This window comes from Streptomyces sp. NPDC055815 (assembly GCF_053616475.1).
On the sequence record NZ_JBSHDU010000009.1, the window covers coordinates 64,169 to 84,120 of the forward strand.

General features: G+C 72.1%; 14 protein-coding genes. 7 read left to right on the top strand and 7 right to left on the bottom strand.

The features are described from left to right. Nucleotides 1–103: 103 nt before the first annotated feature. From ACWGN5_RS09090 to ACWGN5_RS09105, 4 genes are all read right to left on the bottom strand, one after another. The gene (locus ACWGN5_RS09090) at nucleotides 104–865 is read right to left on the bottom strand and encodes a MerR family transcriptional regulator (RefSeq protein ID WP_453512693.1); all 762 of its coding nucleotides are present in this window, start codon (nucleotides 863–865) and stop codon (nucleotides 104–106) included. An 85-nt stretch (nucleotides 866–950) separates the two neighbouring features. Then, nucleotides 951–1,658 (bottom strand): hypothetical protein, encoded by a 708-nt coding sequence (locus tag ACWGN5_RS09095; protein WP_453512696.1) that lies wholly within the window; start codon nucleotides 1,656–1,658, stop codon nucleotides 951–953. Further along, nucleotides 1,658–2,197 carry a SigE family RNA polymerase sigma factor gene (locus tag ACWGN5_RS09100; protein ID WP_453512698.1) on the bottom strand — a complete coding sequence of 180 codons (540 nt, stop codon included), beginning with the start codon at nucleotides 2,195–2,197 and terminating at the stop codon, nucleotides 1,658–1,660. Before ACWGN5_RS09100 ends, ACWGN5_RS09095 begins: the two co-directional genes overlap by 1 nt. Further along, the gene (locus ACWGN5_RS09105) at nucleotides 2,178–3,233 is read right to left on the bottom strand and encodes a LacI family DNA-binding transcriptional regulator (RefSeq protein ID WP_453512701.1); all 1,056 of its coding nucleotides are present in this window, start codon (nucleotides 3,231–3,233) and stop codon (nucleotides 2,178–2,180) included. The genes ACWGN5_RS09100 and ACWGN5_RS09105 overlap by 20 nt, the downstream gene beginning before the upstream one ends. A 241-nt stretch (nucleotides 3,234–3,474) precedes the next feature. Between ACWGN5_RS09105 and ACWGN5_RS09110 the strand changes: the two genes are divergently transcribed. Next, the gene (locus ACWGN5_RS09110) at nucleotides 3,475–6,363 is read left to right on the top strand and encodes a glycoside hydrolase family 2 TIM barrel-domain containing protein (RefSeq protein ID WP_453512703.1); all 2,889 of its coding nucleotides are present in this window, start codon (nucleotides 3,475–3,477) and stop codon (nucleotides 6,361–6,363) included. Between the two features lie 126 nt (nucleotides 6,364–6,489). Here ACWGN5_RS09110 and ACWGN5_RS09115 read toward each other — a convergent pair whose 3' ends face one another. Next, the gene (locus ACWGN5_RS09115) at nucleotides 6,490–9,402 is read right to left on the bottom strand and encodes a glycoside hydrolase family 48 protein (protein ID WP_453512706.1); all 2,913 of its coding nucleotides are present in this window, start codon (nucleotides 9,400–9,402) and stop codon (nucleotides 6,490–6,492) included. Nucleotides 9,403–9,726: 324 nt separating this feature from the next. Between ACWGN5_RS09115 and ACWGN5_RS09120 the strand changes: the two genes are divergently transcribed. Together ACWGN5_RS09120 and ACWGN5_RS09125 are read left to right on the top strand one after the other, a co-directional pair. Next, the gene (locus ACWGN5_RS09120; protein ID WP_453512708.1) at nucleotides 9,727–11,274 is read left to right on the top strand and encodes a cellulase family glycosylhydrolase; all 1,548 of its coding nucleotides are present in this window, start codon (nucleotides 9,727–9,729) and stop codon (nucleotides 11,272–11,274) included. 16 nt (nucleotides 11,275–11,290) lie between these two features. Next, entirely contained in the window at nucleotides 11,291–13,045 is a 1,755-nt protein-coding gene (locus ACWGN5_RS09125; protein ID WP_453512710.1) for a glycoside hydrolase family 6 protein, read from the top strand. 59 nt (nucleotides 13,046–13,104) lie between these two features. Here the strand turns inward: ACWGN5_RS09125 and ACWGN5_RS09130 are convergent, their stop codons facing one another. After that, nucleotides 13,105–14,136: a LacI family DNA-binding transcriptional regulator gene (locus tag ACWGN5_RS09130; RefSeq protein WP_453512713.1), complete on the bottom strand. Its 1,032-nt coding sequence runs from the start codon at nucleotides 14,134–14,136 to the stop codon at nucleotides 13,105–13,107. A 392-nt stretch (nucleotides 14,137–14,528) separates the two neighbouring features. Between ACWGN5_RS09130 and ACWGN5_RS09135 the strand changes: the two genes are divergently transcribed. The 4 genes from ACWGN5_RS09135 to ACWGN5_RS09150 all read left to right on the top strand — a co-directional run bounded on the left by ACWGN5_RS09135 (nucleotide 14,529) and on the right by ACWGN5_RS09150 (nucleotide 19,374). Continuing rightward, nucleotides 14,529–15,878 (top strand): ABC transporter substrate-binding protein, encoded by a 1,350-nt coding sequence (locus ACWGN5_RS09135; protein ID WP_453512716.1) that lies wholly within the window; start codon nucleotides 14,529–14,531, stop codon nucleotides 15,876–15,878. 89 nt (nucleotides 15,879–15,967) lie between these two features. Continuing rightward, the gene (locus ACWGN5_RS09140; protein WP_453512718.1) at nucleotides 15,968–16,972 is read left to right on the top strand and encodes a carbohydrate ABC transporter permease; all 1,005 of its coding nucleotides are present in this window, start codon (nucleotides 15,968–15,970) and stop codon (nucleotides 16,970–16,972) included. 4 nt (nucleotides 16,973–16,976) lie between these two features. Further along, the gene (locus ACWGN5_RS09145; protein WP_453512721.1) at nucleotides 16,977–17,882 is read left to right on the top strand and encodes a carbohydrate ABC transporter permease; all 906 of its coding nucleotides are present in this window, start codon (nucleotides 16,977–16,979) and stop codon (nucleotides 17,880–17,882) included. Nucleotides 17,883–17,931: 49 nt separating this feature from the next. Then, entirely contained in the window at nucleotides 17,932–19,374 is a 1,443-nt protein-coding gene (locus ACWGN5_RS09150) for a GH1 family beta-glucosidase (protein WP_453512724.1), read from the top strand. Nucleotides 19,375–19,439: 65 nt separating this feature from the next. On the opposite strand, the gene ACWGN5_RS09155 is transcribed toward ACWGN5_RS09150, so the two are convergent. Further along, a complete protein-coding gene (locus tag ACWGN5_RS09155; RefSeq protein WP_453512727.1) occupies nucleotides 19,440–19,910 on the bottom strand; it encodes a hypothetical protein in 471 nt (156 codons plus the stop codon). Between the last annotated feature and the right edge of the window lie 42 nt (nucleotides 19,911–19,952).

Below are 19,952 nucleotides of genomic sequence, written 5' to 3' on the forward strand. Positions count from 1 at the left end.
CAGGGCGCGGTCGGAACGGCAGCGGATCGCCCGCCGGGCCGAGCCCCCTCCGCCGTACGCGCGAGAGGGGGTCGGCCCGGAGTCGCGGGCGGGCCGCTCCGGCTCAGTTCAGCCGGGTGTCCGCGTAGAAGGTCATCGCCCGGCACTCGTACTCGGCGAGGCCGACGGCGATCCGGTCGAAGTTCTCCCGGAACCGGCCGTCCTCGACGTAGGTCCTGGCCAGCCCCCGGTACGCCTCGGCGTTCGGGGTCCAGAAGCGGCAGACGTCCCGGTAGTGGACGTCCACCTCGGCCTGCACCGCCGGGTCGTCGGCGGGCGTTCCGGCGGCCATGAACTCGGCGAACCGGATCATCTGGGCGGTGACCTCGCGCTGCCACTGCTCGGATGTCTCCGGGGTCAGCGCCTCGACGGCCCGCCGGGACTGCTCGTACGCCTGCGGATAGCGCGCGCGGGTCTCGGCCTCGAGCTCCGGGTCGGGCTGGAAGCCCTCGAAGAGGTTCTCGGGGCGGTTGATCTCCACCATGTGCGTGTCCTCGCTCTTCTCGAGTTCGGCGATGGTGCGGGCGACCGTGCGGGCCAGGGTGCCGAGCCGGTCCTGCTCCGCGAGCAGCCGGGTGTGGTGCTCGCGCAGGACCGTCACGCGGTCGGCCCCGCTGTCCAGGACCTCCCGGATCTCGCGCAGGCCCAGGTCCAGCTCGCGCATGAGCAGGATCTGCTGGAGGCGCAGCAGCTGGGGCTGCTCGTAGTGGCGGTGCCCGTCGTCCGCGGTCCAGGCGGGCGCCAGCAGCCCGATCTCGTCGTAGTGCCGCAGCGTCCGGGAGGTCACCCCGGACATCCGGGCCACGTCCGCGATCGACCAGGCCATGATGGTGTCCTTCCTTCGCCGGGGCCGGTGTTTCCGGCCCCGTTCGAGGACCGTAGGGGTTGACGCCGCGTCAACCACAAGTCGTTCAGTTCCCGCCGCCGGGACCGAAGCCGCCCCGGAGGGTGGTGCGGCCGCCGTCGGGGCCGGTCAGGAGGATGGTGTACGTGTCGGCCGAGGCGTCCCGTACCCCTTCGGCGTGGTTGTACTGGGCGGCGAAGGTGTGGGGGCCGGGCGGCACCGTACGGCCCGGCTTGAGCGTCCACCGGTAGACCAGGGCCCGGGGCTCCTCGGTGACGGTCACGGTGAAGTCCTCGGCGGGGCGGGTGCGCCAGTGTCCCGTGCTCACGACGCCGGGGCCGCGGGCGATCCGCAGCTCGACGGTGAGGCCGGCGACCGGGGATTCCGTGGTGACGGCGAGGTCGCTCTGCGCCCACCAGCGGTTGCCGCCGGGGTCGACGGTGCCGGCCGCGCGGGCGGTGGGTCCGGGGGCGGGAAGGGTGGTGGCGGGTCCGGCGGGCCGGTCGCCCGGGGTGGTCACGGCGAGGCCGCCGATGCCGACGACCCCGGCGACGGCCGCGGTGACGGCGAGGACCACGCCCCAGCGGCGGCCGGCCCGCGGGGCGGCCGGCAGAGTGCGCCGGCGGCCGGTCCACGGGCGCGGCGCTCGGGTGCGGCGGCCGTCCGGGGCGGGCACGGCAATGCCGCGTTCCACCCGGGCGAGGATGCGGGCGCGGTCAGGCCGGTGCGCGAGCGCCGCGTCCCGCAGTTCGCGGCGGAGCCGTGCCTCGTCCATCAGCGCCTCCCCGCGGCGAGTTCGGTGGCGGCCCGGTCGCCGAGCAGCCGCTGGAGTTCCGCCATGCCCTTGGCGGTCTGGCTCTTGACCGTACCGACGGAGACGCCGAGCGCGCGTGCGGTGTCGCGTTCGGACAGGTCGAAGGCGTGCCGGAGCACGACGCAGGCGCGCTTGCGGAACGGCAGGGCGCGCAGCGCGGTGCGGACGTCGAGGACGGCGGGGACGTCCGGGTCCTCGGTGTGCTCCGGGCGGCGGTCCCAGAAGGCGGCGATCCGGCGCCGTTCGCGGACGGTGCCGCGGATGCGGGTGCGGACGAGGTTGGCGACGACGCCCCGGGCGTAGGCGGCGGGGTGGTCGGCGGCGCGGACCCGGTCCCAGCGGTTCCAGAGGGCGAGCATGGCGTCGGCGGCGAGGTCGTCGGCGGCGTCGGTCTCGCCGGTCAGCAGGTGGGCGAGGCGGGCGAGTTCGGCGTAGTGGCGCTCGAAGAAGGCCCGGAACTCGGTCGCGCTGTCGTCGCTGTCAGCGCCCGCCGTGCTCACGGGGGTCCTCGGTGCGGAAGGCCGGGCCCGTGCTCGCGCGGGACGTGAGGAGGGGCGCGATGAGCTCCGTGCCGCGCGGGGCCCCGCCGGCGAGGCGTGCGACGAGCCGCTCGACGGCGAGGCGGCCCATCTCGCGGGCGGGTACGGAGACGGAGGTGAGCGGCACGGAGGCGTGCACGGCGACCTGGTCGGGGCAGATGGCGACGACGGAGACGTCCTCGGGCACGGCGCGGCCCTGGTGGCGCAGGAGCGCGAGGAGGGGCTCGACGGCGGCCTCGTTCTGCACGACGAGGGCGGTGGTGCCGGGGCGTTCCTCGAAGACGCGGGTGACGGCGGCGGCGACGGCCGCGTAGGTGCCGTCGACGGGACGGTGGAGCAGTCCCACGCCGTGGGTGCCGGCGGCGGCGCGCAGTCCGGTGAGGGTGCGGGCGGCGAAGCCCGTACCCCGCTCGTACACGGCGGGCGGTTCGCCGAGGACGGCGATCCGGGTGTGGCCGAGGCCGGCGAGGTGCTCGACGCAGCGGGCTCCGGCGGCCTCGAAGTCGAGGTCGACGCTGTCGAGTCCGGTGGCGTCGGCGGCCTCGGCCGTCTCGGCGGGCAGGCCGATGAGGACGGAGGGCCGCGCGGCCTCCTGGAGGCAGGGGAGCCGGGGGTCGTCGAGCCCGACGTCCATGACGATCATGGCGTCGGCGACGGCGCTGCCCTCGACGCGCCGGACGGCCTCGGGGCCCTCCTCGCCGGTGAGCAGCAGCACGTCGTAGCCGTGGGAGCGGGCGGTGGTGGTGACGGCCATCGCGATCTCCATCATCACGGGGACGTAGAGGCCGGTGCGGAGCGGCATCATCAGCGCGAGGACGTTCGTCTGGCTGCTGGCGAGCGCGCGGGCACCGGCGTGCGGCCGGTAGCCGAGGGTCGCGATGCTCTGCTGGATCCGCTCGCGGGTGGGGGCGGATATGGAGCGCTTGCCGCTGAGCACGTAGCTGACGGTGCTGGCCGAGACGCCGGCGTGACGGGCGACATCGGCGAGGGTGACCACGTGCGTGCTCCTGAACGGTTCCCGGTGTTCCGGGCGGCGGCCCGAGGACTCGGCTCCCGACCCTAAGCGGCGGCTCGACGGACTGTCCAGGTGGGGCGCGAAGAGTCCAAGGGCCGGGGGCCCGGACGGGGTTGTGCGGGGGCTTCCGGCACGGTGGGATGGACACCACCCGGCAAGCGCTTTCCGCAGGTCATGAGGCCCGCTTCCGGCTCCCTCCCGCCCCTTCTCCGACAGGAGGACCATGTCCGCCCTGCCCTGGTACGAAGACGTCTCCCCCGGTCGCGGCACGCTCCCGCCCCGCGCCTGGTACGCCCGATCCGACGCCGCCGCCTTCTCCCTCGGCGGCGACTGGGCCTTCCGGCTCTCCCCCACCGCCGACGGCGAGGACGCCTCCTTCGCGGTGCCCGGCTTCGACGCGAGCGGCTGGGGGACCGTCGCGGTGCCGGGCCACTGGGTGCTCCAGGGGAAGGGCAGGGAGTACGGCGCCCCGGTCTACACGAACGTCCGCTACCCCTTCCCCGTCGACGCGCCCCGCGTCCCCACCGAGAACCCCACCGGCGACCATCTGCGCCGCTTCGACCTGCCCGTCGACTGGCCGGCGGAGGGCGGGGCCGTGCTCCGCTTCGACGGGGTCGAGTCCTGCGCCAGGGTCTGGCTCAACGGAACGGAGCTCGGCGAGTTCAAGGGCTCCCGGCTGGCCCACGAGTTCGCCGTCGGCCCCCTCCTGAAGGCCCGGGACAACGTCCTCGCCGTCCGCGTCCACCAGTGGTCCTCCGGCTCCTACCTGGAGGACCAGGACCAGTGGTGGCTGCCCGGCGTCTTCCGTGACGTGACGGTGGCGCACCGGCCGGCCGGCGCGCCCGGCGACTTCTTCGTGCACGCCTCGTACGACCACGTCACCGGCGGCGGCACCCTGCGGGTGGAGTGCGACGTCCCCGGCCGGGTCACCGTGCCCGGGCTCGGCCTCGACCTGGCCACCGGGGCGTCGGCGACGGTGGACGTCGAACCGTGGAGCGCCGAGGTCCCCCGCCTGTACGAGGGCGAGCTCGCGACCACGGGCGAGCGGATCCCGCTGCGGATCGGGTTCCGGACGGTCGCGGTCGAGGACGGCGTCCTGAAGGTCAACGGGCGCCGGATCCTCTTCCGGGGCGTGAACCGGCACGAGTTCCACCCGGAGCGCGGCCGGTCGCTCGACCTCGCGACCATGCGCGCGGACGTGGAGCTGATGAAGCGGCACAACATCAACGCCGTCCGCACCTCCCACTACCCGCCGCACCCCGCCTTCCTCGACCTGTGCGACGAGTACGGCCTCTGGGTGATCGACGAAGGGGACCTGGAGACGCACGGCTTCGTGGAGCTGGCCCGGCAGGGCAATCCGGTCGACGACCCGCGCTGGACGCCCGCCCTGCTCGACCGGGCGGCCCGGCTCGTCGAGCGCGACAAGAACCACCCCTCGGTCGTCCTGTGGTCGCTCGGCAACGAATGCGGCACCGGCGTCGGCCTCACCGCGATGGCGCGGTGGATCCGCGACCGCGACCCGTCCCGGCCCGTCCACTACGAGGGTGACCCCTCCTGCGCCGACACCGACGTCTACTCGCGGATGTACGTCCGGCACGCCGAGGTCGAGGAGATCGGCCGCCGCGCCGACGCGGGCCCGGCGGCCCGGCACGAACTCCCCTTCCTCCTGTGCGAGTACGCCCACGCGATGGGCAACGGACCCGGTGGGCTCGCGGAGTACCAGCGGCTCTTCGAGACGTACGAGCGCTGCCAGGGCGGCTTCGTCTGGGAGTGGATCGACCAGGGCCTGGCCCACCCGGTGCACGGGTTCGGCTACGGCGGGGACTTCGGGGAGGAGCTGCACGACGGGAACTTCGTCTGCGACGGGCTGCTGTTCCCCGACCGGACGCCGTCGCCGGGGCTGGTCGAGTACAAGAAGGTGATCGAGCCGGTCCGGATCACGCCCGGGGGGCCCGGCACGGTCCTGGTGACGAACGGTCATGACATGGCGGATCTCGCGCATCTCGCCTTCACCTGGTCCTTCCTGGCCGACGGCGAGACCCTCGCCACCGGTCCGCTGGAGGTGCCCGCGCTCGCCGCCGGGGAGAGCGCCCGCGTCACCCTGCCGACAGCGCCGGCGCACCCGGCCGCCGCCGAGACGCTGTGGACGGTACGGGCGTCGCTTGCCGCCGACACGCGCTGGGCGCCGGCCGGGCACGAGGTCGCGTGGGGACAGCTCCCGGTGTCCGCAGCCGTCCCCGCCCCCCGCGAGGCGACGGCGGTACGGCCCGTCCGCACGGCCGACCGGATCACCCTCGGCCCGGGGGTCTTCGACAGCCGAACCGGGGAGCCTCTGGCCCTCGGCGGCCTGCCCGTCACCGGCGGGCTGCGGCTCGACGTCTGGCGGGCGCCCACCGACAACGACGAGGGTGCGCCCTGGGAGCCCGACGAGCACTCCGCGCCGCTCTGGCGCGAGCTCGGGCTGCACCGGATGCGGCACCGCGTCGACGAGGTCGCCCTCGACGGCGAGGCCCTGACCGTACGGACCCGGGTGGCACCGGCCGCGCAGGCGCTCGCCCTGCGCGCCACGTACCGCTGGACCTCGGACGGCACGGCGCTACGGCTCCTGGTGGAGGTCGAGCCCGAGGGCGAGTGGCCGGTGTCGCTCCCCCGGCTCGGCGTGCGCCTCGGGCTTCCGGCCGCCCTGGACCGGGCCGTCTGGTACGGCCGGGGGCCGGGCGAGGCGTACCCGGACACCCGGGCCGCCGCCCGGCTCGGCCGCTTCGGAGCCGCGGTTGACGCGCTGCACACCCCCTACGTGCGCCCGCAGGAGAACGGGGCCCGGATCGACACCCGGTGGCTGTCCCTCACCGGCGGAGGCGGCGGCGTACGGGTCGCGGGCGAGCCCGCCTTCGCGTTCACCGCCCGCCGCTGGACCACGGAGCAGCTGGACGCGGCCGCCCACGACTCCGATCTGGTGCCGGGCGACACCCTCTGGCTGCATCTGGACCACGCCCAGCACGGCATCGGCTCCCAGTCCTGCGGCCCGGGCGTCCTCCCCACGTACCGGCTGGCCGCCGCCCCGGCCGCCTTCGCGTTCACCTTCACGGACATCACGGGAGGCCCGGCGTAACCTCACGGCGCCGCGCGCCTGGTGATGCCGGCTGGTGACGCCCGACAGCCGCAGGCCGGGCGGACCCCCGAGAAGGGGGCCGCCCGGCCTCGTCGTACGCGGAGCCCGCTCTCGCGGGGCGGGCTGCTATTCGAGGAGCTCCGCGTACGCGCCCATGGCCAGGGCGATGTCCGCCTGGGCCCAGAACCGGTGGTAGGTGAAGACGGGGGCGGCGCCGCCCGCCAGGTAGGCCTCGACCTTCGGCCAGGCCGGGTCGTTCTTGTAGAAGGAACGGATCGAGGCGAAGGTCGACGAGGAGTTCACCGCGTCGCCGTTCGGCATGGTGCCGGTCCAGGCGCTCGGCACGTAGACCGGGTCGTCGAAGCGGTTGTAGTCGGCGCGGGTCTCCGGGACGGCGATGCCCAGCGGGTCCTGGTGGTGGTCCCACATGCCGTCGAGGAGGGCCTTGGCGACGCGCTTGGCCTCGGCGTGGCCGGACTTGGCCGCGTAGTAGGTGAGCGTCTTGGCGTAGGCGGCGGCGACACCGACGTCGTCGGTGTAGTCGGCGACGGTGACGTGGAGTCCGGCGTTGGCGCCGGGGCTCGCCGCGTTCCAGGTGTCGGGCGCGCCGGACCACTGGAGGGTGGAGGGGACGCGGTAGGTGCCGTCGGGGTTGATCGTGGTCTTCGACAGCGCCCAGGAGACCCACTTGTCGAGGACGGTCTTCGCCTTGGCGTCACCGGTCTGCTGGTAGTACTCGGCGACCCGCTCCATCGACCAGGCCTGGAAGCCGAACCATTGGTTCGACGCCGGGTCGTGGTAGACGGGCTTCTCGTCGTAGTACATGCCGTGGAAGGTCGGGGTGCCGGCCGGCGGGGTGGCGTAGCGGCCCTGCCAGCTGTTGGTGGCGCCGCCCGCGATGGCGCCCTCGTCCGACTGGAGCCAGCGGTAGAACTCCAGCTGCCGGCCGAGGCTGGTCGCCCAGTCCGCCGCGCCCGTCGCCGACTTGGGCTTGAGCGGGGCGTACGAGCTCAGGGCGTAGGCGGCGAGGGGGTTCTGGTAGCCGCTGTGGTTGTGGCTGGAGCCGATGCGCCAGGACCAGCCGGCGGAGGTGTCGGTGGCGCCGCCCCAGGCGTAGTACCAGGACAGCAGGTAGTGGGCGCTGTCCTTGCCGGTGCCGGCCGGGCAGGCGGTCGGTCCGACGCAGTTCCCGACCTTCTTGAAGTACTTGTCGAACATGGCGTACCGCAGGTAGTCGCCCATCTTGGCGGCCTTGCCGACGGTCGTGGCGACCTGGGAGCCCTTGCCCTGCTCCTTGGCCCAGAGGTCGGCCCAGTAGGCGGCCTGGACGGCGCGGGCGTCGGCGTCGGGGGCGTCGGTGAACTTCCACTGCTTGGCGTAGGAGGAGTCCCCGGTGAAGAGGTCCAGATAGCCGTTCCTGCCGCCGTAGGTGAAGTTGTCGCAGGTGGGGTGGGTGACGGTCTCCCAGACGGACTCCTGCGGGCCGCGCTGGAAGGTGTTGATGTACGAGGGGCCGGTCGACGTCGGTCCCGCGGAGCACTTCCCGGGCTCGTTGCCGTAGCCGTAGACGTTGTCGACGTCCTGGATCCAGTGCATGCCGTAGATGTCGTCGGTGCCGTACGCGCTCTTGAGCTCGGCGGCGATCGGGTCGGAGCCGGAGGTGACGCCGGAGTCGAGCCTCGCCGGGTACTGGGAGGGGAGGTCCCACTCGGGGGCGTACGTGGCCGGCTTCGAGGCGTTGTAGGAGGAGGTGGTGGGCTGGTCGGCGTGCGTGGGGATCATGAATTTCTCCATGGTGTCCCAGGCGCCGTTGAACTTGGTCCAGTCGCCGGTGATCTTCCCGTACATGGCCTGGAGCCAGATGAGGTAGCTGTACGCCTCCGAGGTCGTCTCGTGCCCGTGGTCGGGGGCCTCGACGATCAGGGTCTCGACGGAGTGGTACGGGATGCCCTCGGGCGAGAAGTAGCCGTTGGCCGGGTTGGTGATCTTCCCGTGGAGGTCGAGGAAGCGCGCGTCGTACGTGGAGTCGGCGGCCAGCTGGGTGGCGGTGACCTCGGCCTTGGCGTGGCCGGGAGCGGTCGCGGTGAAGACGGCGGAGCCGGTGCCGGTGGCCGCGGCGGCGACGGTCACCTTCTGGGCGGTGTTCCAGTTCGCCGGGGTGAAGCTGAGGGTGGCCGGGGTCGCGGTGAGGTTGGTGTTGCCGGAGGTACGGGCGACGCTCACCGTGACGTTGGCGGTGGGCGCGGTGGAGAGCTTCAGGTCGAAGGTGCCGGTGGAGCCCTGCCGTACGCCGAACTGGCTCGGGGAGGCGACGAGCGCGGGTCCGGCGGCGACCGTGATGCCGACGGGCGCCGACTCGGCGGAGGCGCCGAGGCTGTCGTAGGCCTTGGCGTAGAGGGAGTGGGCGCCGGCGGCGAGACCGGCCGCGCTGTGGGTGAAGGGCGCGGTGGTGTCGGTGCCGAGCAGGGTGGTGTCGCTGTAGAACTCCACCTTGCTCACGGTGGCGCTGTCGGCCGCCGCGGCGGTGGCGGCGAGCGGCACCGCGTCGCCCTCGCTGTAGACGGCCCCCGGCGCCGGGCTGGTCAGGACCGCGACCGGGGGCTGATGGGCGCCGGCACAGGTGGTGCCGTTGACGGCGAAGCCGGTGGGGGCCGCGTTGGTCCCGCTGTAGGTGAACTGGGCGCCGGTGCTGACGGCCGCTCCCGCGGCGAGGGTGCCGTTCCAGGAGGCGTTGGTCACCGTGACGTTCTTGCCGGACTGGGACCAGACGCCGCTCCAGCCGTTGGTGAGCTTCTGGTCGCCGGCGTAGGAGTACGTCAGCGTCCAGCCGTTCAGGGGCTCGGCGGCCCGGTTGGTGAGCGTGAGTTCGGCGGTGAAGCCCGAACCCCAGTCGTTGGTCTTGTAGTCGACGCTGCACTGGACGGCGGCGGCCTGGGCCGTGCTGGTGCCGACGGCGGTGAGGCCGAGGGGAAGGCAGAGCGCCGCGGCAAGGGCGGTCAGCTGTCGGCGTGGTCCCGTTCTCGGTCGAAGTCGTGCCATGGGTGGTTCTCCTCGCGGCTCGGGAGGGTGGGGGTTGCGAAGAGCTGGACGTGCGACGGTCAAGCCGTGAACCAGTGGGAGCGCTCCCACTGTGCAGTGGGGGCCCAACCCCGTCAAGGTGCGTGAGGAAGTCGAAGCCAAAAGCCGGGGAATTTACACAACTCCTCTTTTCCTTGGCGTCAGTTGACGCTACGGTCTGCCCCGACCCAGTGGGAGCGATTCCATCCAGTCGGCACACCGTCAGGGCTGTGCCCTCGCTGTGAGGACTCGCTCATGCGACATCCCCCACGTCTTTCCGCGCTGCTCGCAGGAGCGGCGCTCACGATGGCGAGCACAGCCCTCGCCGTCGTGGGTACGGCCGCCGGAGCATCGGCCGCACCCGCCTGCACGGTGGAGTACTCGGTCGTCGGCCAGTGGGCCGGCGGCTTCCAGGGCGCCGTGACCATCACCAACGGCGGTGACCCGCTGGCGAGTTGGAGCCTCGGCTTCGGCTTCCCGGCCGGCCAGGTGGTCAGTCAGGGCTGGGGCGGAACGTGGTCCCAGTCCGGGGCGTCCGTCACGGTCGTCAACGAGAGCTGGAACGGCGCGCTCGGCACGGGCGCGAAGGTCTCGGGCGGCTTCATCGCGTCCTGGACGGGAGCCAACACGGCGCCCACCGCGTTCACGCTCAACGGCACGCCCTGCACCACGGACGGGCCGGCACCGAGCCCCACGCCGACCACGCCGACGACCCCACCGACCACGCCCCCCACCACTCCCCCGACGACCCCACCGACCACGCCCCCCACCACTCCCCCGACGACCCCACCGACCACACCCCCGACGACTCCCCCGTCGACACCCCCGACCCCTGTCTCCGGTGCGCCCGAACTCAGTGTCTCCGGCAACAGGTTCATCGACCAGAACGGCGCCACCCGCCGCCTCCTCGGCGTCAACCGCTCCGGCGGCGAGTTCATGTGCGTCCAGGGCCACGGCTTCTTCGACGGACCGGTCGACGACGCCTCCGTCCAGGCCATCGCCGACTGGAAGGCCAACACCGTCCGCATCCCCCTCAACGAGGAGTGCTGGCTCGGCCTCGACCACATCAAGCCCGAGTACCGGGGCGCGCACTACATCGCCGCCGTCAAGGACCTCGTGGCCAAGGTGCTCGCCCACGGCATGACCCCCGTGGTCGAACTGCACTGGACCCACGGCCAGTACACCGGGAACTCGTCCGGCTGCTCCGACGTGCACGCCACCTGCCAGAAGCCGATGCCGGACGCCCAGTACACCCCGGCGTTCTGGACCTCGGTCGCGAACACCTTCAAGAACGACAGGCGCGTGGTCTTCGACCTGTTCAACGAGCCCTATCCGGACCGGGCGACCTCCACCGCGGCACAGGCCTGGACCTGCTGGCGCGACGGCGGCAGCTGTCCCGGCATCGGCTACGAGGTCGCCGGCATGCAGGACCTGGTGGACGCCGTCCGCGCCACGGGGGCGCAGAACCTCGTCCTCGTCCCGGGCCTCGCGTACTCCAACGACCTGAGCCAGTGGCTCACGTACCGCCCCACCGACCCGGCGGGCCGGCTGGCCGCCGCCTGGCACGTCTACAACTTCAACACCTGCTCCGACGAGACGTGCTGGAACACCACCCTCGCCCGCGTGGCCGCCCACGTGCCGCTCCTCGCGGGCGAGATCGGCGAGAACACCTGCGGACACGCGTTCGTCGACCGCGTCATGAAGTGGTTCGACGACCGCGGCCTCTCGTACCTGGGCTGGACCTGGAACACCTGGAACTGCAACTCCGGGCCCGCGCTGATCACTTCGTACGACGGAACTCCCACCGCTTTCGGCATCGGGCTGCGCGACCACCTGCGCGCCCTCACCTCCTGAGAGGAACCCCCACCCCATGAGCCGCACCAGCCGCACCGCCCTCCTGGCGGCCCTCGGCCTCGTCACCGCGACCGGAGCCACCGCCACGGTCTTCGGCACCACCGCCGGCGCAGCCACCCCGGGCTGCAAGGTCGACTACAGCATCACCAACCAGTGGAACACCGGCTTCGGCGCCAACGTCGTCGTCACGAACACCGGCGACCCGACGTCCTCGTGGACGCTTGAGTGGACCTACGCCGGCAACCAGCAGGTCACCCAGGGCTGGAACGCCACCATCACCCAGTCCGGGGCCGCCGTCACCGCCAGGAGCATGTCCTACAACGGCGCCCTCGCGACCGGCGGTTCGACCTCCTTCGGCTTCAACGGCTCCTACAGCGGCACCAACGCCGTACCGGCCGCCTTCAAGCTGAACGGCGTCACCTGCAACACCGCCACCCAGCCCACCGACCCGCCGACCACCCCGCCCACCACGCCCCCGACGACCCCGCCGACCACACCGCCCACCACCCCGCCGGCCGGCACGAAGGCCGACAACCCGTACGCCGGCGCCAAGGTGTACGTGAACCCCGAGTGGTCCGCGCACGCGGCGGCCGAGCCCGGCGGCACCAAGGTCTCCAACCAGCCCACCGGCATCTGGCTGGACCGGATCGCCGCGATCAACGGTTCGAGCACCTCCATGGGCCTGCGCGCCCACCTCGACGAGGCCCTCAAGCAGAAGGGCTCCGGCGAGCTCGTCGTCCAGCTGGTCATCTACGACCTGCCCGGCCGCGACTGCGCCGCGCTCGCCTCCAACGGCGAGCTCGGCCCGACGGAGATCGGCCGCTACAAGACCGAGTACATCGACCCGATCGCCGCCATCCTCGCCGACTCCAAGTACGCCGGCCTGCGGATCGTCACCACCGTCGAGCTCGACTCGCTGCCCAACCTGGTCACCAACGTCTCCGGGCGCCCCACCGCCACCGCCAACTGCGACGTCATGAAGGCGAACGGCAACTACATCACCGGCGTCGGCTACGCGCTCAAGAAGTTCGGCGCGATCGCCAACGTCTACAACTACCTCGACGCCGGACACCACGGCTGGCTGGGCTGGGACGACAACTTCGGCCCCTCCGCCGAGCTCTTCAAGCAGGCGGCCACGGCCGAGGGCTCCACCCTCTCCCACGTCCACGGCTTCATCGTCAACACCGCCAACTACAGCGCCCTGAAGGAGGACCACTTCACCATCGCCGACACGGTGAACGGCGTCTCCGTACGGCAGTCCAAGTGGGTGGACTGGAACCGGTACACCGACGAGCTGTCGTACGCCCAGGCCATGCGCACCAAGCTGGTCTCGCTCGGCTTCGACGCCAACCTCGGCATGCTGATCGACACCTCCCGCAACGGCTGGGGCGGCACCGCCCGGCCCACCGGCCCCGGCGCCACGACCAGCGTCGACACCTACGTCAACGGCGGCCGCTACGACCGGCGCATCAACCCCGGCAACTGGTGCAACCAGTCCGGCGCGGGCCTCGGCGAACGGCCCCAGGCGGCCCCGGCCGCGGGCATCGACGCGTACGTCTGGATGAAGCCCCCGGGCGAGTCCGACGGCGCCTCCCAGGAGATCCCGAACGACGAGGGCAAGGGCTTCGACCAGATGTGCGACCCGACGTACACGGGCAACGTCCGTAACGGGAACAGCATGTCGGGCTCGCTGCCGAACGCCCCGCTCGCGGGCAAGTGGTTCTCGGCCCAGTTCCAGGAGCTCCTGAAGAACGCCTACCCGGCGCTGTAACCCCGCCGCACGGACGACCCCGGGGGATCCGGATCCCCCGGGGTCGTCCGTGCGCGCGCTCAGCTCGACTCCCGCACGATCAGCTCCGTCGGCAGCACGTGCCGGCGCGCCTCCTCGCGGGCCCCGCCGCTCACGTGGGTCTCCCGGATCAGCATCCGCGCCATCGTGCGGCCCATCTCCTCGATGGGCTGCCGCACGCTCGTCAGCGGCGGGTCCATGAGCCGCGCCACCGGCGAGTCGTCGACCCCGACGAGCGCGACGTCCTCGGGCACCCGGCGGCCCGCCTCCCGCAGCGCCCCGCGCGCGCCGGCCGCCATGACGTCGGAGGCGGCGAAGACGGCGTCCAGGTGCGGGCTCCGGTCGAGGAGCTCCCGCATGGCCCGCCGGCCGCCCTCCTCGGTGAAGTCGCCGTCGGCGACGAGCGTCTCGTCGGGGGTGAGGCCGGCCTCCGTGAGACCGGCCCGGTAGCCGCCGAGCCGGGCCCGGGCCACGTACATGTCGAGGGGCCCGGTGACGGTCGCGATACGGCTCCGGCCGCGCCCGACCAGGTGGGCGACGGCCGTGCGCCCGGCGCCGATGTTGTCGGAGTCCACGTACGGCACGGGCTCGGCCTCCGTGCGGCGGCCGTTCATCACGACCGGGAGGCCCAGCTCCCCGATGCGCTCGGGCAGCGGGTCGTCGCCGTGGACCGAGGCGAGCAGCACCCCGTCGACGCGCTGGGCGGCGAGGTACTGCTCGAAGCGCTGCCGCTCCTGCTCACTGCGGACCAGGGTGAGCAGCAACTGCTTGTCGGCCTCGGCCAGTTCGGCACTGACCCCGCGGATGAGGTCGAGGAAGTACGGCTCGGCGAAGAGCCGCGCCTCGGCCTCGGGGATGACGAGGGCGACCGCGTCGGTGCGGCTGCCGGCCAGGGCGCGGGCGGCCTGGTTGGGGACGTAGCCGAGTTCGGCGACGGCTCGGGAAACGGCCGTTCTGGTCTGCTCGCTCACCCGCGGGGAACCGTTGATCACCCGGGAGACCGTGCCCCGGCCGACCCCGGCCCTGGCCGCGACCTGCTCCAGGGTGGGTCTGCCGCTCTGCCGTCCGCTCACGAATCCCGAACTCCCCTCGGAGGACCACGCGCTGCTCATCGACACCCCCAATGAGGTGGGAGCGCTCCCACAGTAGTCCACCAGCACCCCGCCGCGCCACGCGCCCGCGTTCAGGAGATGACGGCTGGACCGGCCGCGGGGCGCCACGAAACCCCCGGAAAACCTTCCGGTAACGAATCCGCGTTCATGTCTTGACACTCGCACCCGCCAGGCAGCAACCTTCCGGCAACGACGTGGGAGCGCTCCCATCAGACCGTCGGACCCACCGGTCCAGCGGGACCGACGGGCAGCGACACAGCCTTGCTTCGGGTCCGGCAGGCGCCGCCGAGCCGCGATCAGCCGGCCGGGCCTCTTGGCGCACACAGAGCACCACCTTGGACGAGGAGAGTGGAATGCGCACTTCCAGCAGCAGACGCGGACGCCGTGCGGCGATCGCGGCGGTCGCCGTCGTCGTGACCGGCACGACCCTGCTCACCGGTTGCGGCAGCGACGACGACGGCGGCAAGGGCGGCGCGAGCGGCCAGGGCTCCGGGAAGATCACGCTGCGGATCGGGACCTTCGGTTCCTTCGGCTACGACAACAAGACCGGCGCGAAGCTCTACGCCGAGTACGAGCGGCTCCACCCGAACATCAAGATCGAGGAGTCGAACGTCTCCGACGGCCAGAAGTACTGGGACACGCTGAAGCTGCGCCTCGCCCAGAACAGCGGCGTCGCCGACATCCAGGCCGTCGAGGTGGGCTACATCGCCGAGGCGACCGGCACGGCCATGGCGAACAAGTGGGTCGACCTCGGCAAGGAGGGCGGCGCGAACCTCGGCGCCTTCCTCGACTGGAAGGTCAAGCAGGCGACGACCGGCGACGGCAAGGTCATCGGCCTCGGCACCGACATCGGCCCGATGGCGATCTGCTACAACAAGGACCTCTTCGCCAAGGCCAAGCTGCCCACCGCCCGCGACGAGGTCTCCAAGCTGTGGGCCGGCGACTGGTCCAAGTTCATCGAGACCGGCGAGAAGTACAAGGCGGCCGCGCCCGCCGGCACGGCCTTCCACGACTCCGCGAGCGGCCTCTTCAACGCGGTCGTCTCCAGCGACCCGGTGCAGTACGCCAACGCGAGCGGCGAGCTCGACTGGGAGAAGAGCCCCGGCGTGAAGAACGCCTGGGACACCGCCGTCAAGGCGGCCCAGGGCGGACTGACCGCCAAACTCCGCCAGTTCGACGAGAAGGGCACCTGGAACGCGGCCTTCAAGAACTCGAAGTTCGCCACCGTCGCCTGCCCGAGCTGGATGACCGGCATCATCAAGGACCAGGCCGGCCCCGCCAACCAGGGCAAGTGGGACATCGCCGCACCGCCCGTCGCCGGCAACTGGGGCGGCTCCTTCCTCGCCGTGCCGAAGTCCGGCAAGCACACCAAGGAGGCCGCCGAGCTGGCCGCCTGGCTGACCGCGCCCGCGCAGCACGCCAAGGTGTTCGCGGTGAACGGCAACATCCCCTCCTCCAAGGACACGCTCCTCTCCTCGGCGGTCCAGGAGGCGAAGCTGCCCTACTTCGGCGACACCCCGGTCGGCAAGATCTTCTCCAGTGCGGCGGTCGGCATCACCCCGGCCACCATCAGCCGCTACGACGGCCAGGTGAAGACCTTCCTCACCGACAACGGCATCCTCGACATCGAGCAGCGCGGCACCGACCCGGCCAAGGCCTGGGAGAACGTCAAGAAGCTGGTCGACGACAAGATCGACCAGTAGCGGGGGCGCCTGCCGGTCCGCCGCCGCCCGCGGGCGGCGGACCGGCACCGTCCGCACCACCGCACGCATCGACCTGGAAGGACGCCCCCGTGGCCACCTCCGTCCGGGCGGGGCGGACCGGCTCCCCGCCGCCCGCAGCACCGCCCTCCTCCCCCGGCTCCCCGCGCCGCCGCCCCTCCCCCGGCGGCCTGCGCAGCAGGCTCTACCGCTGGGACATCAAGGCGATCCCGTACGTCTTCATCGCCCCCTTCTTCCTCACCTTCGCGGCCTTCGGCCTCTTCCCGCTGCTCTACACGGGCTGGCTCTCGCTGAACCGGGTCGAGCTCGGCGGAGACCCGACGTGGAAGGGCCTGGAGAACTACACCGATCTCGCCACCAGCGAGTTCTTCTGGAACGCACTGTTCAACACCTTCACCATCGGGGTGATCTCGACCGTCCCGCAGCTGCTCATGGCCCTGGGCCTGGCGCACCTGCTCAACTACAGGCTCCGTGGCCGCGGCTTCTTCCGGGTCGCGATCCTCGCCCCGTACGCCACCTCGATCGCGGCGGCGACCCTGGTCTTCGCCCAGCTGTTCAACACCGACTACGGCATGATCAACAGCCTGCTGGGCTGGATCGGCTTCGACCCGGTGAACTGGGAGTCGTCCAAGTGGCCCGCGCAGATCGCGATCTCGGTGATCGTCACCTGGCGCTGGACCGGCTACAACGCGCTGATCTACCTGGCCGCGATGCAGGCCGTGCCGCAGGACCTCTACGAGGCGGCCTCGCTCGACGGGGCGTCACGCTGGCGGCAGTTCATCAGCGTCACCATCCCGTCGATCCGGCCGACGATCCTCTTCACGATCATCGTCTCCACCATCGGCGCCACCCAGCTGTTCGGTGAGCCGATGCTCTACGGCGGCAGCGTCGGGATCAGCGGCGGCAGCGGCAACCAGTTCCAGACGCTGAGCCTGCTGATGTACGAGAAGGGCTGGGTGACCGGCGCGCTCGGACAGGCCTCCGCGATCGCCTGGGTCATGCTCCTGCTGCTCCTCCTGATCGGCGGCGTCCAGGCGCTCGTCTCCCGCCACAACCGCAAGAAGCTGGGGGGATGACCTCATGGCCCGCACACTCGCATCACCCCGCCCGGCGCCCGCGCCCGCGGCCGCGCCCGGCCGCAGGTTCCGTCAGTCGGCCGGCCGGCAGCACCACGCGGGTCCGCTGACGTACGTCCTGCTGGTCCTCGCCGCGGTCGTCTCGCTCTTCCCGCTGTACTGGAACGTGGTCGCCGCCTCCCACACCGGCGAGCGGGTCGTGGAGGCCCCGGCGCCGCTGCTGCCCGGCAAGCGGCTCCTGGACAACCTGAGCTTCGCCTGGAACCAGGTCGACATGGGCGAGGCCCTGATCAACACGACGGTCGTGGCGAGCCTGGTGGCGCTGTCCACCGTGCTGTTCTCCACGCTCGCCGGCTTCGCCTTCGCCAAACTGCCGTTCCGGGGCCGGGGCATGCTGCTCTCGCTGGTGGTCGCCACGATGACGATCCCGCCGCAGCTCAGCGTGATCCCGCTCTACCAGATCATCACGGACCTCGGCTGGTTCGACCAGCTCCAGTCGGTCGTGCTGCCCTCGCTCGTCGCCGCCTTCGGTGTGTTCTTCATGCGCCAGTTCCTGGTGGAGGCCCTGCCGGTGGAGCTGGTGGAGGCGGCCCGGATGGACGGGGCGCACAGCCTGCGGATCATCTGGCACGTCGTCTTCCCGGTGGCCAGGCCGGCCATGGCGGTGCTGGGCATGCTGGTCTTCGTCCAGGCCTGGAACGACTTCTTCTGGCCGTTCATCGCGCTCACCCCGGACGGCAACCCCACCCTGCAGGTGGCGCTCGCCGGCCTCGGCGCGGGCAACCACACCGTGGACCACGCCGTGGTGCTGACCGGCGCCCTGATCTCCACCGTGCCGCTGCTGCTCGTCTTCGCCTTCCTCGGCAAGCACATCGTCGGCGGCATCACCGCCGGCGCCGTGAAGAGCTGACCGGCCACCCCTCTCCGTCACCCCGTACCCGTGTTGGGAGACCTCTCCTATGACCGCGCCCGATTCCCGGCCGCTCACCGCCGTCCGTTCGTTCCCCGCCGACTTCCTGTGGGGCGCCGCCACCGCCGCGTACCAGATCGAGGGGGCGGCGGCGGAGGACGGCCGTACCCCCTCCATCTGGGACACCTTCTCGCACACGCCCGGCAAGGTCTTCGAGGGCCACACCGGCGACGTGGCCGTGGACCACTACCACCGGTTCCGCGAGGACGTCGGCATCATGGCCGAACTCGGCCTGAACGCCTACCGGTTCTCCGTCTCCTGGTCCCGCGTCCAGCCCACCGGCCGGGGCCCCGCCGTCCAGCAGGGCCTGGACTTCTACCGGCGGCTCGTCGACGAGCTGCTCGCCGCCGGGATCGAGCCCGCCCTGACCCTCTACCACTGGGACCTGCCCCAGGAGTTGGAGGACGCGGGCGGCTGGCCGGAGCGGTCGACCGCCGAGCGGTTCGCCGAGTACGCGGGGATCGTCGCGGACGCCGTCGGCGACCGGGTGAAGCGGTGGACGACGCTCAACGAGCCCTGGTGCAGCGCCTTCCTGGGGTACGGCTCCGGGGTGCACGCCCCGGGCCGCACCGATCCGGTGGCCGCGCTGCGCGCCGCCCACCACCTCAACCTCGGGCACGGTCTGGCGGTGCAGGCGCTGCGCGCCGCGCTGCCGGCGGACCGGCAGCTCGCGGTCTCGCTGAACCTGCACGAGATCCGGCCGCTGACCCCTTCGACTGAGGACCTGGACGCGGCCCGCCGCATAGACGCCGTCGGCAACCGGGTCTGGCTGGGTCCGATGCTGGAGGGCGCCTACCCGGAGGACCTGCTCGCCGACACGGCGCACCTGACGGACTGGTCCTTCGTCCGGGACGGCGACACCGCGGCGGCGAACCAGCCGCTGGACCTGCTCGCGATCAACTACTACACGCCGACGGTCGTCTCGCACGTGCCGGAGGGCGCGGAGAAGCCGCAGGACGACGGGCACGGCAACAGCGCGCACTCGCCGTGGCCCGGCGCGGACGCGGTCGCCTTCCACCGGGCGCCGGGCGAGCCGACGGCGATGGGCTGGGCGGTCGACCCGAGCGCGCTGTACGACCTGCTGACCCGGGTCTCCGCCGCGTACCCCGGTCTGCCGCTGGTGATCAGCGAGAACGGGGCGGCGTACGAGGACGTCGTCGGCCCGGACGGCTCGGTGCACGACCCGGAGCGCGCCGCGTATGTGCACGCGCATCTGGAGGCGGTGCACCGGGCGCTGTCGGACGGGGTGGACGTGCGCGGCTACTTCCTCTGGTCACTGCTCGACAACTTCGAGTGGGCGTACGGCTACGCGAAGCGTTTCGGCGCGGTGCGGGTGGACTACGACACCCTGGAGCGCACCCCGAAGTCCAGCGCCCGCTGGTACGCGCGGGTGGCGCGCTCGGGCGAGCTGCACGCGCCCGACGGGGACTGACGCCGGACGTGGGGAAGGGCCGTGCCGGTCGCCGGCACGGCCCATCCTCAGGTGTCGGTCCCCGATCAGATGTCGACGACGCGGTAGCCGATGACGTAGACGCCGCCGGAGCCCTCGACGGTGCGCCACTGGGTCTCGGCGCCGACCTCGCTGCCGGTGACGAGCGTGGCGCCGAGCTTGTCGTCGCCGCTGGTGGAGTCGTAGTCCCAGAGGGTCAGGGTGCGGGCCTGCTCCTTGCCGAGGATGAGCGCGGCGTTGCCGTTGCCGTCCTCCATGGAGCGGACGTAACCGGTGCCCATGGTCTGGTACTTGATGCCGTTGCCGGGCCATACCTTGACGGCGTTGCCGTTGGCGTCGGTGATCTTGAGGTAGGCCTCGTCGTGGTCGCCCTCGCTGTTCTGCTGGCAGTGCAGCTCGAACAGCTCGATCTTCACGTAGTCGATCGGCTCGGCGTGCGCGGTGCCGGCGAAGGCGCCGAGGCTGCCGAGCGCGAGCAGGGCGGTGGCGGCCGTTCGGACGACTCGGTTCTTGCGCATGTGGTCCCCCCACACTTCGGGTCACGGGTGTGACATGGTGTC

Excerpts from the sequence above, each read along its gene's own strand:
- ACWGN5_RS09090 (WP_453512693.1), bottom strand. The coding sequence starts at position 865 with ATGGCCTGGTCGATCGCGGACGTGGCCCGGATGTCCGGGGTGACCTCC.
- ACWGN5_RS09095 (WP_453512696.1), bottom strand. The coding sequence starts at position 1,658 with ATGGACGAGGCACGGCTCCGCCGCGAACTGCGGGACGCGGCGCTCGCG.
- ACWGN5_RS09145 (WP_453512721.1), top strand. The coding sequence starts at position 16,977 with ATGGCCCGCACACTCGCATCACCCCGCCCGGCGCCCGCGCCCGCGGCC.
- ACWGN5_RS09110 (WP_453512703.1), top strand. The coding sequence starts at position 3,475 with ATGTCCGCCCTGCCCTGGTACGAAGACGTCTCCCCCGGTCGCGGCACG.
- ACWGN5_RS09135 (WP_453512716.1), top strand. The coding sequence starts at position 14,529 with ATGCGCACTTCCAGCAGCAGACGCGGACGCCGTGCGGCGATCGCGGCG.
- ACWGN5_RS09150 (WP_453512724.1), top strand. The coding sequence starts at position 17,932 with ATGACCGCGCCCGATTCCCGGCCGCTCACCGCCGTCCGTTCGTTCCCC.
- ACWGN5_RS09155 (WP_453512727.1), bottom strand. The coding sequence starts at position 19,910 with ATGCGCAAGAACCGAGTCGTCCGAACGGCCGCCACCGCCCTGCTCGCG.
- ACWGN5_RS09115 (WP_453512706.1), bottom strand. The coding sequence starts at position 9,402 with ATGGCACGACTTCGACCGAGAACGGGACCACGCCGACAGCTGACCGCC.
- ACWGN5_RS09120 (WP_453512708.1), top strand. The coding sequence starts at position 9,727 with ATGGCGAGCACAGCCCTCGCCGTCGTGGGTACGGCCGCCGGAGCATCG.
- ACWGN5_RS09125 (WP_453512710.1), top strand. The coding sequence starts at position 11,291 with ATGAGCCGCACCAGCCGCACCGCCCTCCTGGCGGCCCTCGGCCTCGTC.